Annotated in this window: 1 protein-coding gene (cut by a window edge); it reads left to right on the top strand. The window is 72.8% G+C overall.

Features of this window, described 5'->3' with window-relative positions; translation table 11 throughout:
• Positions 1-18,293, top strand: the 3' portion of a protein-coding gene (locus tag NB3_RS02445) for a non-ribosomal peptide synthetase (RefSeq protein ID WP_067795705.1). It extends 6,955 nt beyond the left edge of the window; 18,293 of the gene's 25,248 nt are visible here — the last part of the coding sequence; its start codon lies beyond the left edge, outside the window; it ends in the stop codon at positions 18,291-18,293.

Genomic DNA, 18,293 nt, shown 5'->3' with positions numbered 1-18,293 from the left:
GATCGGTCGACCTGGTGGTGGGGATGTACGCGGTCACCGTCGCCGGTGGGGGATACGTGCCGCTCGACCCCGACCACCCGGCCGAACGCACCGCCGACATTCTCGCCACCGCCGCGCCGGTGTGCGTGCTGACCGCCGGTGCGGACCTGAACTGCGGCCTGCCCGAGACGCGGATCGACCGGCTGGACCTGTCCGGCTACCAGGACACCCCGCTCACCGACGCCGACCGGCGCGCTCCGCTGCGCCCGGCCGACATCGCCTACGTGCTGTTCACCTCCGGCTCGACGGGCAAGCCGAAGGGCGTGGCGATGAGCCACCGCGGCATCGTGAACCGGTTGCGCTGGATGCAGTCCGCGTATGCCCCGCTCGGGCCGGGGGATGTGTTGTTGCAGAAGACGCCCGCCACCTTCGACGTGTCGGTGCCCGAGTTCTTCTGGCCGTTGCAGGTCGGCGCGCGCATGGTGCTGGCACGGCCGGACGGGCATCGCGACCCGGCGTACCTGGCGCGCGTCATCCGCGCCGAGGGCGTCACCGCGGCGCATTTCGTGCCGTCCATGCTGGCGGTCTTCGTCGCGGGCGACTTCGACGTGCCGTCGCTGCGCGAGGTGTTCTGCTCCGGCGAGGCGCTGCCCGTCGGCGTCGCCCAGCGGATGCGCGGAACCGGTGCGCGCGTGCACAACGGGTACGGCCCGACGGAGGCCGCGGTGGAGGTGACCTTCCACGAAGTGCGCGACACCGACTTCGAGACCGTGCCGATGGGTGTGCCGATCTGGAACACCAGAACCTATGTGCTCGACGCGCGGCTGCGGCCGGTGCCGACGGGTGTGCCGGGAGAGTTGTATCTCGCGGGCGTGCAACTGGCGCGCGGCTATCTGGGCCGCCCCGACCTCACCGCCGACCGGTTCGTCGCCGACCCGTTCGGCACGCCCGGCGAACGGATGTACCGCACCGGCGACCTGGTGCGGTGGACCGCGACGGGCGAGCTGGAGTTCCTGGGTCGCGGCGACTTCCAGGTCAAGATTCGCGGCCTGCGCGTCGAACTCGGCGAGATCGAGTCGGTGCTGCTCGCGACGCCCGGTGTCACGCAGGCCGTCGTCGTGGTACGCGACGATCGCGGCGTGGGCGAGCGCCTGGTCGCCTACGTGGTGACGGACGGACCGATCGATGTCGCGGCGGTGCGCGACGCGGTGGCCGAGCGGCTTCCCGGCTACCTGGTGCCGCAGGAGGTCGTGGTGCTGGACCGGTTCCCGGTGAACGCGTCCGGCAAGCTGGACCGATCGGCGCTGCCCGCGCCCGCGGTCGCCGCCGCGGTGTTCGACGCGCCGAGCGGGGAAGCGGAAAAGCTGGTCGCCGCGACGTTCTCGGCCCTGCTCGGCGTCGCCGAGGTGGGAGCCGACGACGATTTCTTCGCCCTCGGCGGCAACTCGCTCAGCGCCACCCAGCTCGCCGCCCGGCTGGGCAAAGCCACCGGCGCGGAGGTGGCGGTGCGCACGGTCTTCGACGCGCCGACGGTGCGGGCGCTGGCGCGGCGGATCACCGTCGACGCTCTCCCCGAGACCGGGCCTGTCGCGCTGCCGCCGCTCACCCGGCAGGAGCGCGGCGGGTCCATTCCGCTGTCGATCGCGCAGCAGCGCATGTGGTTCCTGAACCGGTTCGACACCACCAGCGGCGCGTACAACATCTCGTTCGCGCTGCGCCTGACCGGAGCGCTGAACGTGCCCGCCCTGGAGGCGGCGATCGCCGACGTGATCGCCCGGCACGAAACGCTGCGCACGATCTATCCCGAACACGACGGCGGCGCTACGCAGCTGGTGCTGCCAGCGGGCACGAAGCTGGTCGAACTGGTCGCACGGCCGGTGCCCGCGGCGCAGGTGCCCGAACTCGTCGCCGCCGCGGCGCGAGCCGGATTCGACGTGACCGCCGAGGTACCGTTGCGCGTCCGCCTGCTGCGCGTGGCGGACGAGGCGGCCGAGGGCGCACATCAAGTGCACGTCCTGCTGTTCGTCGTGCACCACATCGCCGCCGACGGGTGGTCGTTCGCCCCGCTCACCCGGGACTTGGCCAACGCGTACGTCGCGCGGTGCGCGGGCACGGCTCCGGCGCAGGGAACGCTGCCGGTGCAGTACGCCGACTTCGCGATCTGGCAGCGCGCCGCGCTCGGCTCCGCCGCCGACCCGGCCTCGGTGCTGGCAGGTCAGCTGGCCTACTGGACCGATCGGCTGGCCGGGCTGCCCGAAGTGCTGACGCTCCCGTCCGACCGGCCCCGCCCCGCGGTCGCCACCAACCGGGGCGGCGCGCTGACCGGACGGCTCGACGCCGCCCTGCACGAGCAGATCCAGGAACTCGCCGCCGCGCACCGCGCGACCCCGTTCATGGTGCTGCACACCGCGCTGGCCGTGCTGCTGAGCCGCTACGGCGCGGGCCGGGACGTCGTCATCGGCGCTCCGGTCGCCGGGCGCGGCGAGGAAGCGCTGGACGAGCTGGTCGGCATGTTCGTCAACACGCTGGTGCTGCGCACCGAGGTCGATCCGGACGCGACCCTTGCCGAGTCGCTGGAGTCGGTGCGCGCGGCCGACCTGGCCGCCTTCGACCACGCCGCGGTGCCGTTCGAGCAGTTGGTCGAGGTGGTGAACCCGGTCCGCTCGCAGGCACACGCTCCGCTGTATCAGGTCGCGCTGACCTTGCAGAACCAGACCGCGCCCGAGTTCCGGCTGCACCGGCTGGCCATCGCGGCGCTGGAGGTGGGCGCCGCGCCGATCCAGCTCGATCTGGACTGGACGCTGACCGACCGCTACACCCCCGACGGCGCGCCCGACGGCATCGACGTGCACCTGCACTACGCGCTCGACCTGTTCGACGAACCGACCGTCGCCGGGTTCATCGCCGCCTTCGAACGGGTGCTGCGCGCCATGATTCGCGACGCGCGCACCACGGTCGGAGCGGTCGAGTTGATGTCACTTGCCGAACGGGGCCTGCTGCTGTCGGACCGCAACGCCACCGCGCACCCGCTGCCCGCCGAGACGCTCGACGACCTGCTCACCGCCCGCGTCGCGGCCACGCCCGACCGCGTCGGCGTGCGCTACGAGAACGAAGCGGTGACCTACGCCGAATTCGCCTCCCGGGTGAACCGCATGGCCCGCAGGCTGATGCACGCCGGTGCCGGCCCGGAGGACATCATCGGGCTGGCCGCGGCGCGCTCGATCGACATGCTCGTGGCGATGTACGCGATCGTGCGCGCGGGCGCGGCGTATCTGCCGATCGATCCGGCGCATCCGGCCGAACGCCTGGCGCAGATCGTCGCGAGCGCGGCGCCGCGGCTGGTGCTGACCGCAGGCGGCGCGACGCTGCCCGCGCTCGACGGTGTGCCGGTGCTCGATCTCGCCGATCTCGACTCGGACGACCTCGACGACGGCCCGATAGCCGATGCCGAGCGTACGGCCGCGCTGCGCCCGGACAACACCGCCTACGTGTTGTTCACCTCCGGCTCAACCGGGCGGCCGAAGGGCGTCGCGGTCACCCACCGCGCGATCATGAACCAGTTGCGCTGGCTGGAATTCCGCTACCAGGTCACCGCGTCCGACCGCATCCTGCAACGGGCTCCGCTGACCTTCGATGTGTCGGTGTGGGAATGCTTCCTGCCGATCGCGGTCGGCGCGCCGCTGGTGATCGCAAGGCCCGGCGGGCACCTGGACCTGGCCTACTTCGCGGCTCTGCTGCGCGAACACCGGATCACCATCGCGGAGTACGTGCCCTCGGTGCTGGCCGCGCTGATCGGCGAGGGCATGGGCGACGCGCTGCGGTCGTTCCGGCACCTGCACTGCGGCGGCGAGGCGCTCACCCCGGACCTGCTCGCCGCGCTGCGCGGCAGCTTCGACGGCGCGGTGCACAACGCCTACGGCCCGACCGAGGCCGCGATCTCGGCGATCTACCACGAATTCACCAACGCCGACGCCGAATCCGGGCGTGACGTGGCCATCGGCCGCCCGTGCTGGAACACCAGGGCCTACGTGCTGGACGCCCGGCTGCGCCCGGTGCCGATCGGCGTCACGGGCGAGCTGTATCTCGCGGGCGACCAGCTGGCGCGCGGCTATCACGCCCGCCCCGGCCTGACGGCGGAGCGATTCGTCGCCGATCCGTTCGGCGTGCCAGGCCGCATGATGTACCGGACCGGCGACTTGGTGCGCTGGAACCGCGACGGCGATCTGGTGTATCTGGGCCGCAACGACTTCCAGGTCAAGCTGCGCGGCCAGCGGATCGAGCTGGGCGAGATCGAGGCCGTCCTCGCCGCCGCGACCGGCGTGACCAACGCGGCGGTGCTCGTCACCCGCGACGGCGGGGGACAGGAATGTCTGGTCGGCTACGTCACCGGCGCGGGCCTGACGCCCGAGGCGGTGCTCGACGCGGCGCGAGCCCAACTGCCCGCCTACATGGTGCCCGCCCACATCGTCGTGCTCGACGAGATGCCGTTGACCACGGTGGGCAAGCTCGATCGGTCGGCGCTGCCCGCCGTCGAACTCATCGGCGCGACAGGAGCGTTCCGCGCGCCACGGGAGGGGACCGAGGCGGTGCTCGCCACGCTGGTCGCCGACCTCACCGGGGCGGAGCGGATCGGCGCGGACGACGACTTCTTCGCCCGCGGCGGCAATTCGCTGCTGGCCATGCGGTTGGTCGCGCGGGTCAACGCGGCTTTCGGATGCGCGCTGACCGTGCGCGAGGTGTTCGAAGCGCCGACCGTCGCCGAACTCGCCCTGCGAGTGGCGGGATCGGAACGGGTGGACGTCGACCGGCCCGCGCTCGTCCCCCGCGAACGACCCGAGCGCATTCCGTTGTCACTGGCGCAGACCCGGATGTGGCTGCTGCACCGGCTGGACCCCGACTCGGCGGTCTACCACATCCCGATCACCATCCGGCTCACCGGCGCGTTGGACCTCGCGGCTTTGCGCGCGGCCGTGCGCGACGTGATCGAGCGGCACGAATCGCTGCGCACCGTCTTCCCCGCGGACGCCGACGGGCCCGCCCAGGTCGTTCGCAGCGGTGCGGACGTGCCCGAACTGCCATCGCACCCGATCGAGGTGACCGAGCCGACCCTGCGCGACGCGGTGCTCGCGGCGATCGGCCCGAGCTTCGACCTGCGCACCGGTATCCCCGTGCGCGCGAGCCTGTTCCGCGTCACGCCCGAAGACCATGTGCTGGCCGTGGTGGTGCACCACATCGCCGCCGACGGCGTCTCCACCGCGCCGCTGGCCCGCGACCTCATGACCGCCTACACCGCGCGCGTCGCGGGGGAGGCGCCGTCGTGGCCGCCGCTGCCCGTGCAATACCCCGACTTCACTCTCTGGCAGCGCGCGGCGCTCGGCTCCGCCGACGATCCGGACTCGCCGCTGTCGCGCCAGATCGCCTACTGGCGGGCCGAACTCGACGGACTCGCCCCCGTGCTGGAACTGCCCGCCGACCGTCCACGCCCGGCGGTGGCCTCGGGGCGCGGCGCCACCGTCGAATTCGCGATCCCCGCCGACCTCACCGGCGCGATCGCCGGACTCGCCCGGCGGCACGGCGTCTCGACGTTCATGGTGCTGCACGCCGCCTACGCCGCCCTGCTCGCCCGGCTCACCGGAATCGGCGACGTCGCCATCGGCACGCCCGTCGCCGGCCGGAGCGAAGCAGCGCTGGACGACTTGGTCGGCATGTTCGTCAACACCCTGGTGCTGCGCACGCCGATCGCGGCGGACGCGTCGTTCGCCGCGTTGCTCGGCCGGGTGCGCGAGATCGACGTGCGGGCCTTCGCCCACGCCGACCTGCCGTTCGAGCGCCTGGTCGAGGAGCTGAACCCGGTTCGCTCACAAGCGCATTCGCCGCTGGTGCAGACGCTGCTCACCTTCGAGCAGCACGACGACACCGTGCTGCGCCTGCCCGGTCTCACGGTGTCGGCCTATCCGCTGGACAACCGCGTCGCGCAGTTCGACCTGGCGGTGGAACTGACCGAACACCGCGTCGAGACCGGCTACGCGCTGCGCGGCGTGCTGCGATACGCCACGGACCTGTTCGACCCCGCCACCGTCGAGACGTTCGGCGCTCGCTTCACGCGCGTGCTTCGTGCCGCGGTGGCCGACCCCTCGGTGCGCGTCGGCGACCTCGACCTCATGGACGACGCCGAACGGGCCCTCGTGCTCGACCGCTGGAACGACACCGCCGTCCCCGTCGACCCGGCCGCCACGCTGATCTCGCTGTTCGAGGCCCAGGTGGCCAGGACTCCGGACGCGCCCGCGGTGACGGTGGAGGGGCGCACCCTGTCCTACGCCGAGTTCGCCGCGCGGGCGCGGCGGCTGGCGCGCTGGCTGGCCGCCCAGGGCGTCGGCCCCGGCACACCGGTGGCGCTCGGCATGCGACGGTCGCTGGACCTGGTAGTCGGCGTCTACGCGGTGACCATCGCGGGCGGCGCGTACGTCCCGCTCGACCCCGACCATCCGGCCGAGCGGCTGGAGTACGTGCTGTCCACCGCGCGGCCGGTGTGCGTGCTCACCTCGGGCCTCGACCTGGACGCGGGCGCGGCACGGCAGGTCCGCGTCGACCGGCTCGACCTGTCGCGCTACTCCGCCGACCCGCTCACCGCCACCGACCGGCTCGGTGCTCCCGCCCCCGGCCACACCGCGTATGTGATCTTCACCTCAGGATCGACCGGCCGTCCGAAGGGCGTGGCCGTCACCCACGCGGCGATCGTGAATCGCCTCACCTGGATGCAGTCGGCCTATCCGCTGGCCGCGGACGACGTGGTGCTGCAGAAGACCCCGGCCACCTTCGATGTTTCGGTCTGGGAATTTTTCTGGCCCTTGGCTTTCGGCGCGCGCTTGGTGGTCGCCCGTCCAGATGGGCATCGCGACCCCGCGTATCTGGCGCGGCTGATCATCGAGCAGCGCGTGACGATCGCGCACTTCGTACCCGCCATGCTGGGCGTTTTCCTGGCGGATCCGCGCACGGAAAAGTGCACTACGCTGCGCAACGTCTTCGCATCGGGCGAGGCATTGCCCGCGGTTGCCGCGCAGCGGGCGCGAGAGGTGATCGGAGCGCGGGTGCACAACCTGTACGGCCCCACCGAGGCCGCCGTCGACGTCACCTATCACGAGGTGACCGATCAGGACGTGGTGTCCGTGCCGATCGGCAGACCGGTGGCCAACACCCGCCTCCTGGTGCTGGACGCCCGGATGCGGCCGGTGCCCGTCGGCGTCGCGGGGGAGCTGTACCTCGCGGGCGCGCAACTGGCCCAGGGTTACGTGGCGCGCCCGGAGCTGACGGCCGACCGGTTCGTGGCCGACCCGTACGGACCCGCCGGTGCGCGGATGTACCGCACAGGTGATCTCGTCCGCTGGACCGCCGAGGGCGAGCTGGAATACCTTGGTCGTACGGACTTCCAGGTGAAGCTGCGCGGCCTGCGGATCGAGCCGGGCGAGGTGGAGTCGGCGCTGCTGGCGCTGGACGCGGTGGCGCAGGCGGTGGTGCTGGTCCGTTCCGACGAACGGCTGGGTGATCGACTCGTGGCCTACCTGGTGGCCTCCGGCCGCCACACGATCGACACCGATGACGTGCGCGCCGCGCTGAGCGCCGTGTTGCCCGCGTACCTGGTGCCGAGCTCGTTCGTCGTGCTCGAGCGGCTCCCGGTCAACGCATCGGGCAAGCTGGACCGCTCGGCGCTGCCCGCGCCGCAGGTCGCCACCGCCGGTTACCGGGCTCCGGTCACCCGCGCCGAGGCCACCGTCGCGCGGATCGTCGCGGCGCTGCTCGGCGTCGAGCGGGTCGGGGCGGACGACGACTTCTTCGCCCTCGGCGGTAACTCGCTGATCGCGACCCAGGTCGCCGCCCGGCTCGGCGCGGAGCTGGACGCCGAGATCCCGGTGCGCCTGCTGTTCGAGGCGCCGACGGTGACCGCGCTGGCCGCGCGGACCGGACGGCTCGCGGGGACCGGCGGCAAGCCCGCCCTCGCGCCGCGGCCGCGCCCGGAGCGCATACCGCTGTCGCCCGCGCAGCAGCGCATGTGGTTCCTGAACCGCTTCGATCCCGCCGAGACCGTGCACAACATCGCGGTGGTGGTGCGACTGACCGGCTACCTCGACCCCGGCACCCTGGCCGCCGCCGTCGGCGACGTGGTCGCCAGGCACGAAACGCTGCGCACCGTCTATCCCGACTACGAAGGCATCGGCTACCAGCGCATTCTCGACGTCGACGAGGCGCCAGCGATCCAGGCGCTGGAGGCGGAGGGCGCGCTGCGGGAGTTCGTGGCCGCCCCGTTCGACCTGACCGCCGAGGTGCCGCTGCGCATCGGCCTGGTCACCCGGTCCGACAGCGATCACCTGCTGGCGCTGGTGGTGCACCACATCGCGGCCGACGGCTTCTCGATGGGCCCGCTGGCCCGCGATCTCGCCGCCGCCTACGCGGCCCGCGCGACCCGAACCGCCCCGGACTGGACCGAACTCGGCCTGCACTACGCCGACTACGCGCTCTGGCAGCGCGAGGTGCTCGGCGCCGAGGACGACCCCGGTTCGGTGGCCGCGCGCCAGCTGGCGTACTGGCGGGAGACGCTGCGCGCCCTGCCCGCCCAGCTCGACCTGCCCGCCGACCGGCCCCGTCCCGCCGTCGCCTCGCACGCCGCGGCGAGCACGACCGTGGCGCTCCCGCCGGAAATCGGTGCCGGCATCGCCGACCTGGCCGCGCGTTACGAGGCCACACCGTTCATGGTCGTGCACGCCGCGCTGGCCACCCTGCTGGCCAGGCTGTCCGGCACGGCCGACATCGCGATCGGCGCACCCGTCGCGGGCCGAGGCGAGGCCGGACTCGACGACCTCATCGGCATGTTCGTCAACACGCTGGTGCTGCGCACCGAGGTCCCCGGCTCGGACACCTTCGCCGCTGTGCTGGGCCGGGTGCGCGAGCGCGACCTGGACGCCTTCGCCAACGCCGACGTGCCGTTCGAGCGCTTGGTCGAGGCGCTCGACCCGCCGCGCTCGCAGGCCAGGCACCCGCTGTTCCAGATCGCGCTGTTCTTCCAGAACCTCGCGCCGGTCACCCTGGACATGGCCGGCGTCACCGTGACGGAGCACGACTTCGACTACGAGACCACGCCGTTCGATCTTCAGCTCACCGTCAGCGGTGACGCGCTGCGCTTCACCTACGCCACCGACCTGTTCGACGCCGCCACCGTGGCGACCTTCGGCGCGCGCTTCACCCGCCTGCTGGCCGCGGTCGCCGCCGACCCGGAACAGGTGGTCGGCGACATCGATCTGTTCGACGCGGGCGAACTGCGTCGCGTGGTCACCGAGTGGAACGATTCCGCGCACACCGCGCTGGCCGACGAACTGCTGCTCGACGAGTTCGAGGCGCAGGCCGCCGCGACGCCGGACGACCCGGCGCTGGTGTTCGTGCCCGACGGCGCGTCGCCTGCGGCCACCGTGACCTACGGCGAGCTGGACCGGCGCGCCAACCGGTTGGCCCGCCACCTGATCGCGGCGGGCGTCGGCCCGGAAGCGCTGGTGGCACTGGCGATCCGGCGCGCACCGGAGTTGGTGATCGCGATGTACGCGGTGCTCAAGGCGGGCGGCGCGTACGTGCCGATCGACCCGGATCACCCCGCGCGGCGCATCGCCCACATCCTCGGTACCGCCATGCCCGCGGTGGTGCTCACCACGACCGCCGACCGGATCGATACCGGCGAATCCGTCGCCACCGTCCTGGTCGACGCCGTCGCCCTGGACCGCTACTCCGACGACCCGATCACCGCCGACGAGCGTCGCGGGCCGATCCACCCGGGCAGCCCGGCGTACGTGATCTTCACCAGCGGATCGACCGGGAAACCCAAGGGCGTCAGCGTGTCGCACGCCGCGATCGTCAACCAGATGACCTGGATGCAGTCGCGGTACGCGCTCACCGCCGACGATGTGTACTTGCAGAAGACGGCGACCACGTTCGACGTGTCGCTGTGGGGGTACTTCCTGCCGCTGCGCGTCGGCGCGACGCTCGTACTGGCCGCTCCCGACGGCCACCGCGACCCGGCCTACCTCACCTCGGTGATCGATGAAAGACAAGTCACCGTCACCGATTTCGTGCCGTCGATGCTGAGCGTCTTCGCCGGATACGTCGCCTCCACCGGGCGCGGCGCCGCGCTCGCGTCGTTGCGCACGGTGTTCCTGATCGGCGAGGCGCTGCCCGCCGAGACCGTGCGGGCGTTCGGCGCGGTGAGCGCCGCACGGCTGCACAACCTGTACGGCCCCACCGAAGCGGCGGTCAGCATCACCCACCGCGAGGTCACGGGCGAGCGCGACCGCACCGCCGTGCCGATCGGCAATCCGGAATGGAACAGCCGGGTCTACGTGCTGGATTCGCGGTTGCGCCCGACGCTGCCCGGCGTCGCGGGGGAGCTGTATCTCGCGGGTGTGCAGCTCGCGCGCGGCTACCACGGCAGGCCGGACCTCACCGCCGACCGGTTCGTGGCCAACCCGTTCGGCGCGCCGGGGCAGCGGATGTACCGGACCGGCGACCTGGTGCGCTGGCAGACCCGGGGAGACGCCGCCGAATTGGTGTACCTGGGCCGCACCGATTTCCAGGTGAAGTTCCGCGGTCAGCGGGTCGAACTCGGCGAGATCGAGGCCGCGCTCGCGGCCGCGCCAGGGGTGGCGCAGGCGGCGGCCAGGGTGGTCACCACCGTCACCGGCGACGACCACCTGGTCGGTTACGTCACCGCCGAGCCGGGCACGGAGTTGTCGGACGCCGAGGTGCTGCGCGCCGCCGCGCGCACGCTGCCGTCGTACATGCTGCCCTCGGCATTGGTCACGCTGGACGCCTTCCCGCTCAACGCCTCCGGCAAGCTGGACCGGAAAGCGTTGCCGGACCCCGTCTTCGACCGAGCCGCCTATCTCGCGCCCGTCACCCTGGCCGAACGGCTGGTGGCCGAGGCATTCGAAACGGTGCTCGGCGCGGGGCCGATCGGCGTGGACGACCACTTCTTCGCCCTGGGCGGCAACTCGCTCAGCGCCACCAGGGTCGCGGCCAGGCTGGCCGACCGGCTCGGTCGCCGCGTCCCGGTGCGGCTGCTGTTCGACGCGCCGACGGTAGGGACGCTGGCCGCACTGCTCGGCGCGCAGGCCGCCGCGACCGAACATGCGGTGCCCTTGGTGGCCGGTTCGCGGCCGGACCGGATTCCGCTCGCGCCGGTCCAGCGCGGCATGTGGTTCCTCAACCGGCTCGATCCGGCGTCCGCCGCGCACAACATCCCGGTCGCGCTGCGCATCGAAGGGGAACTGAACGCCGACGCCATGATCGGCGCGTTCGCCGACGTCGTGGCCAGGCACGAGACCTTGCGCACCGTGTACCCGGCCGACGCGACCGGCGCGGGTCACCAGGTGATCCTGCCCGCGGACGCCGCCGCGGTGCGCTTGACGGTCGAAGCGCTGGACGGTCGCGCCGCCGACGACCGGATCGCCGAATTCCTCGACGCGGGTTTCGATGTCACCGCCGCCGTTCCGGTGCGCGCGACACTGCTGCGGGAACACGCCACCAGTCACGTACTGGTCGCGGTGGTGCACCACATCGCCGCCGACGGTTACTCCATGCGCCCGCTGCTGCGCGATCTGCTGACGGCCTACCTCTCCCGCGTGCTCGGCACGGAACCGGTCTGGCCCACCCTCACCGCCCAGTACGCCGACTACGCCCTGTGGCAAGCCGCCGAGCTGGAAACCGCTGCCGCGCCGCAGCTCTCGTATTGGGCCGAGACACTGCGCGACCTGCCCGGCGAGCTCGACCTGCCCACCGACCGTCCGCGTCCGGCGGTCGCGAGCAAGCGCGGCGCGAACGTGCGGGCCAGGATCGGCGGCGGCGTCGCGGGGCGGGTGCGCGAGCTGGCGCTGCGCCACGAGGCGACGCCGTTCATGGTGGTGCACGCCGCCATCGCCGTCCTGCTGTCGCGGCTGTCCGGCTCCGGCGACGTCCCGATCGGCACACCGGTGGCCGGGCGGGGCGCCGCGGCGCTGGACGACCTGGTCGGCATGTTCGTCAACACCGTGGTGCTGCGCGCCGACGTGCGCGCCGACGAGTCCTTCAGCGAGCTGCTCACCCGGATCAAGTCCGTCGACCTCGCGGCGTTCGAACACGCGAGCGTGCCGTTCGACCGGGTGGTGGACGAACTCGGGGTCGAGCGTTCCCCGGCTCGGCATCCGCTGTTCACCGTGGCGCTGAGCTACCTGAACGCGGCCGCGGACGCCTTCACGGTGCCCGGCCTCGAATTCTCCCCCGTCGAATTCGACGAGCCGGTGGCCCGTTTCGACCTGCAATTCACCGTGTCCGCCCAGCCGGACGCCGACGGCCACCTCGCGGTCGAACTCGATTACGCCACCGACCTGTTCGACGGCGCCACCGCACGCGCTTTGCTGCGCCGCTTCGGCAGGCTGCTCGGCGCGCTCACGGCCCGTCCGGACGCGCCGATCGCCGCCGCCGACCTGCTCGCGCCCGCCGAACGCGCCGACCTGCTCGGCCGCGCGGGCGACGCGCCGGTGCCACCGCGCACCCTGGCCGACCTGCTCGCCGCCGCGGTCGCGATCGACCCCGACGCGGTCGCGCTGGTCGCGGGCGAGCGGCAGCTGACCTACCGGATGCTGGACGAGCAGTCGTCGCGGCTGGCGCGCATGCTCGTCGGTCACGGACTCGGGGCCGAGGACGTGGTGGCCGTCGCGGTGCCGCGCTCGATCACCTCCGTGCTCGCGGTGTGGGCGGTGGCCAAGACGGGCGCCGCCTTCGTCCCGGTCGACCCGACCTATCCGGCCGAACGGATCGCGCACATGCTGACCGACTCCGGCGCCGCGCTCGGCCTCACGATCGCCACCTGCCGCGCGGCGCTGCCCGATGACGTCGACTGGCTGGTGCTCGACGCCCCGTCCACCGCCGCGCGGATGCGCCGCAACAGCGGAGCGCCGATCACCGCCGCCGAACAGGTCCGTCCCGTGCGATGCGCGAACCCGGCCTGGATGATCTACACCTCCGGCTCGACCGGAACGCCCAAAGGCGTGGTCGCCACGCACACCGGCCTCGCCGGAGTCGCCATCGCCCAGCGGGACCGGTACCTGGTCACCGCGGACGCGCGCGTGCTGCACGTGGCCTCGCCCAGCTTCGACGCGTCCATGCTGGAACTGCTGCTGGCCGTGTCCGCGGGGGCCGCGCTGGTGATCGCGCCACCCGGTGTCTACGGCGGAGCGGAACTCACCGCGCTGATCCGCGACCAGCGGGTGACGCACGCGTTCCTCACCCCGGCCGTCCTGCCCACGCTCGACCCGGCCGAGCTGGACTGCCTGCGGCAGCTCACGGTCGGCGGCGAGTCCTACGGCCAGGACACGGTGCGCCGCTGGGCGCCAGGCCGGTCGTTCCACAACACCTACGGCCCGACCGAGACCACCGTCATCGCGACGATCAGCGCGGCGCTGCGGCCCGGCGATCCGCTCGATCTGGGCGCCCCGATCCACGGCATGTCCGCGGTGGTGCTCGACGGCGGGTTGCGACCCGTTCCCATCGGCGTCACCGGCGAGCTGTACCTGCGCGGTCCAGGCCTGGCCCGGGGATACCATGCGCGACCAGGGCTTTCCGCGTCCCGGTTCGTCGCCGATCCCTATGGGCCCGAAGGTGGGCGGCTGTATCGCACCGGAGATCTGGTGCGGTGGACCGGTTCCGGCGCACTGCGCTATGTGGGACGATCCGACCATCAGGTGAAGGTGCGCGGCCTGCGCGTCGAACTCGGTGAGATCGACGCCGTGCTCGCGGCGCACGAGACGGTGCGCGCGGCCGTCACCGTCGGCCATACCGAGACTTCCGGCGCGGTGTCGCTGGTCGCCTACGTGGTGCCTGCGGCGGGTCGCACGATCGACATCGCCGACTTGCTGGCGCATGCCGCGCGGTCGCTCGCCGGGTACATGGTGCCGAGCAGCGTGCTCGTGCTCGATGAGCTGCCCTTGACCCCGGTCGGCAAGCTGGATCGGAAAGCCCTGCCGCGACCCGAGTTCCGCGCCGCCGAGTTCCGCGCGCCCCGCACCGCGACCGAGCGGGCGGTGGCGCGGACGATCGCCGAGGTGCTCGGGCTCGACGGCGGCGTCGGCCTGGACGACGACTTCTTCGCCCGCGGCGGCAATTCGCTGACCGCGACCCAGCTGGCCGCCCGGCTCGGTGACCGGCTCTCGGTCGCCGTCGGGGTCCGCGCGGTGTTCGAGCACTCGACGGTCGAAGCGCTGGCCCGCGCGCTGGACGACGCCTCGGGCACCTCCGCGCGTGCCGCGCTCACCCGGCGCGCGGTGACCGGTCCGATGCCGCTGTCGCTCGCCCAGCAGCGCATGTGGTTCCTCAACCGCCTCGATCGGCAGTCCACCGCCTACAACATCCCGCTGGCGGTGCGGTTGACCGGCGAGCTGGACGTGGCGGCGCTGAACGCGGCGATCGGCGATGTGGTCGCCCGCCACGACGTGCTGCGCACCGTGTATCCGCTGCACGCGTCCGGGCCGGTGCAGGTCGTCTTGCCCGTCGCGGACAGCACGCCCGTGCTCGCGCCGATCGCCGTGCAGGCCGACGACCTGGCCGCGGCGGTGGCCGATTTCGTCGGCGGCGGCTTCGACGTCACCGAGACCGTCCCGGTCCGCGCCCGGTTGTTCGCTCCGGTCGACGGCGACGCGGCGGGGACCGAGCACGTGCTCGTGGTGGTGGTGCATCACATCGCCGCGGACGGCTCGTCGCTGGCGCCGCTGGCGCGCGACGTCATGGCCGCCTACGCCGCGCGCAAACGCGGCGTCGCGCCGGACTGGTCACCGCTTCCGGTGCGGTACACCGATTTCAGCGCGTGGCAGCGCGACATGCTGGGCGCGGAGGACGATCCCGATTCGCCGCTGGCACGGCAGATCGGGTTCTGGACCGAGACGCTGGCCGAGCTGCCCGCGCAACTGAGTCTGCCCGCCGATCGGCCGCGCCCGGCCGTCGTCTCCACGCGCGGCAGGCACGTCGATTTCGCGATCGCTCCCGAGGTGCACGCGCGGCTGGCCGATCTCGGCCGGGCCTGCGGCGCGACGCTGTTCATGGTGCTGCACGCGGCGTTCACGGTGCTGCTCGCTCGCCTGTCGGGCACCTCGGACATCGCGGTGGGTACTCCGGTGGCCGGACGCGGTGCGCCCGAACTCGACGACGTGGTCGGCATGTTCGTCAACACGCTGGTGCTGCGCGCCAGGGTGGACGCGGGCGAGGACTTCACCGGCCTGCTCGCTCGCGTGCGGGCCGCCGACGTCGCGGCCTTCGCGCACGCCGACGTGCCGTTCGAGCGTCTGGTCGAGGTGCTCAACCCGGAGCGCTCCACCGCCCGCCACCCGCTGTTCCAGGTCGGCTTCTCCTTCCACAACCAGGCGGAGGCCGACTTCTCCCTGGACGGATTGACGGCCACCGCGGCCGATTTCGACTCCGAGGTCGCTCAGTTCGACCTGCACCTGATCGTCACCGATCGCTACGGCCCCGACGGGGCCCCGGCAGGCATGGCGGCGTCGATCACTTACGCCACCGCCCTGTTCGACGAGTCCACGGTGGCCGGTTTCGCCACTCGCCTGCAACGACTGCTGGACGCGGTCTGCGCGGACCCACGGCTGCCGGTCGGCGATCTCACGCTGCTCGACCCGGCGGAGACCGAGCGCGTGCTGGTCACCTGGAACCGGGCCGAGCTCGCCTTCGCCCCGGCCACGCTGGTCGCCGCGTTCGAGGAGCGGGCGGCCCGGTCGCCGGATGCCATCGCGATCGTCGACGACGACGCGACGGTCACCTACCAGGAGTTCGGCGCGCGAGTCAATCGCCTGGCCCGCGTCCTCATCGGGCGCGGCATCGGCCCGGAGAAGCTGGTGGCGCTGGCCATTCCGCGCAGCGTAGACCTGCTCGTCGCGATGTACGCGGTGGTGACGGCAGGCGGCGCGTACGTGCCGCTCGATCCGGCGCATCCGCTGGAACGCACCGCGAGCGTGCTGGCCGCCGCAGCGCCGCAGCTGGTGCTGACCTCGGCGCGGGTGCCGATGCTGCCCACGACGGCGTCGGAACACAGTGTGGTGCTGGATATCTCGACCGTCGCGGGCGCCGTCTCCGACGGTCCGGTGCGCGACGACGAACGGATCGCCGCGCTGTCGCCCGCGAACACCGCCTACGTCATCTTCACCTCCGGTTCGACCGGCGCGCCGAAGGGCGTCGCGGTGCCGCACGCGGCGGTCGCGCACCAGCTGGACTGGATGCAGTCGGAGTACGGGCTCGGCCATGACGACGCGGTGCTGGTGCTGACCTCGGCCGCGTTCGACCTGTCGGTGTGGGAGTACTGGTGGGCGCCGCGCACCGGCGCCCGGCTCGTGCTCGCGCCCCAGGAGGCGCAGCGCGACCCGGCGGGGCTGCTCGATCTGGTGCGCCGCGCTTCGGTGACGACGCTGACGCTGGTGCCGTCGCTGCTGGCGCTGCTGGCCGAAGCGTCCGGTGAGCGCCGCCTGCCGCGTTCGCTGCGCCGACTGCTGGTCATCGGCGAGGCGTTGCCCGCCGCGACCCTGCGGCGGGCCGAGGCGCTCACCACGGCCAGGATCGACAATCTCTACGGTCCCACCGAAGCCGCGGTATCGGTGACCCGGTTCCGTACCGCCGCCGGCGTCCGGCAAGCGCTGGTGCCCATCGGCACACCGCAATCCGGCAACCGGGTCTACGTCCTCGACGACCGGCTGCACCCGGTGCCCGCCGGGGTGACCGGCGAGCTGTATCTCGGCGGAGCGCAGCTGGCCCGCGGCTACCACGGCGGCGCCGCGCTCACCGCGGAGCGGTTCGTGGCCGACCCGTTCGGCCCCCCGGGCGCCCGCCTGTATCGCACCGGCGACATGGTGCGCTGGTCCGCCGACGGCAACCTCGAGTACGTGGAGCGGCGCGATTTCCAGGTGAAGATCCGGGGCTACCGCATCGAACTCGCCGAGATCGAGCACGCCATGCGCTCGCTGCCCGAGATCGGCGCCGCGATCGTCGTCGCCTACGACACCGACGGCGAGAACGGCATCCTCGCTGGCTATTTCACCGCCGCCGAGCGGCTCGAGCCGGGCGCGGTGCGGGCCGCGCTGGCCGATGTCCTGCCCAGCTACATGGTCCCCGCCGCGCTGCGGCAGATGGAGACGTTGCCGCTCACCGCGAACGGCAAGGTCGATCGCGCCGCCCTGCCACGGCCCGAAACGCACGCGCGGGAATTCCGCGCCCCCGGTACCGACTTGGAGCGTGCCGTGTGCGCGGGCTTCGCCGAGGTACTCGCCGCCGAGCGGGTCGGCTTGGACGACAACTTCTTCGAGCGCGGCGGCAACTCACTGCTGGCCACCCGCCTGGCCGCCCGGCTGAGCGGGGCGCTCGGCGAGCAGATCCCGGTGCTGTGGCTGTTCGCCGCGCCGACGCCCGCCCGGCTGATCGCCCAGCTGGAGCAGCACCGGTCCGGTCGCGGCCGGGTGGACGCGGCCGCCGCGTTCGACGTCGTGCTTCCGCTGCGGACCGGCGGCGCGCGGGAGCCGCTGTTCTGCATCCACCCGGCAGGCGGTGTCGCGTGGTCGTTCGCGGGTCTCGCGGCGCACCTGGAACAGGACCGGGACGTGTACGGCATCCAGTCGCCGGTGCTGAACTCGGCGGCGGCGCTGCCGGAGTCCATCGACGACTGGGCGAGCCGCTACGTGCGCGAGATCCGCGCCGTGCAGCCCGAAGGGCCGTATCACCTGCTCGGCTGGTCGCTCGGCGGCGTACTCGCGCACGCGGTCGCGGTGCAGCTGCAAGAGCAGGGCCAGCGGGTCGCGGTGCTGGCCATGATGGACAGCTCGTTGCGGGTCGCCGCGGACGCGGCGGCGGCGCTGCCGGTCGCCGACCTGCTCGGCGGGTTGCTCGGCGAAGCGGCCGACGACGAGGACGCCGACCTCGACCTGCCCCGTCTGGCCCGCAGAATCGCCGACCTACCCGAGCCGTTCGCCTCCTTCGGCGCCGACCGCCTCGACCGCGTGCTCGGCGCGGGCGCGGGGTCGCTCGAGCTGATCCGGCGCTACCGCCCCCGCCCCTACAAGGGCAACCTCGTGTACTTCACCGCCGCGCTGGACGACCCCACCGGCGCGGCGGGCGCGGCGAGCTGGGCGGACGCCGTGGACGGCACCGTGCACAACCACGCGGTGCACGCCTCGCACTGGCGGATGACCTCGGAATCCGCGCTGGCTCGCATCGGCCACGTCCTCACCACGGCGCTGGCCGACACCGACCGCCCCTAG

This window comes from Nocardia beijingensis NBRC 16342 (assembly GCF_001612785.1).
GTDB lineage: Bacteria > Actinomycetota > Actinomycetes > Mycobacteriales > Mycobacteriaceae > Nocardia > Nocardia beijingensis.
This window is presented reverse-complemented; position numbering and strand designations above follow the sequence as displayed.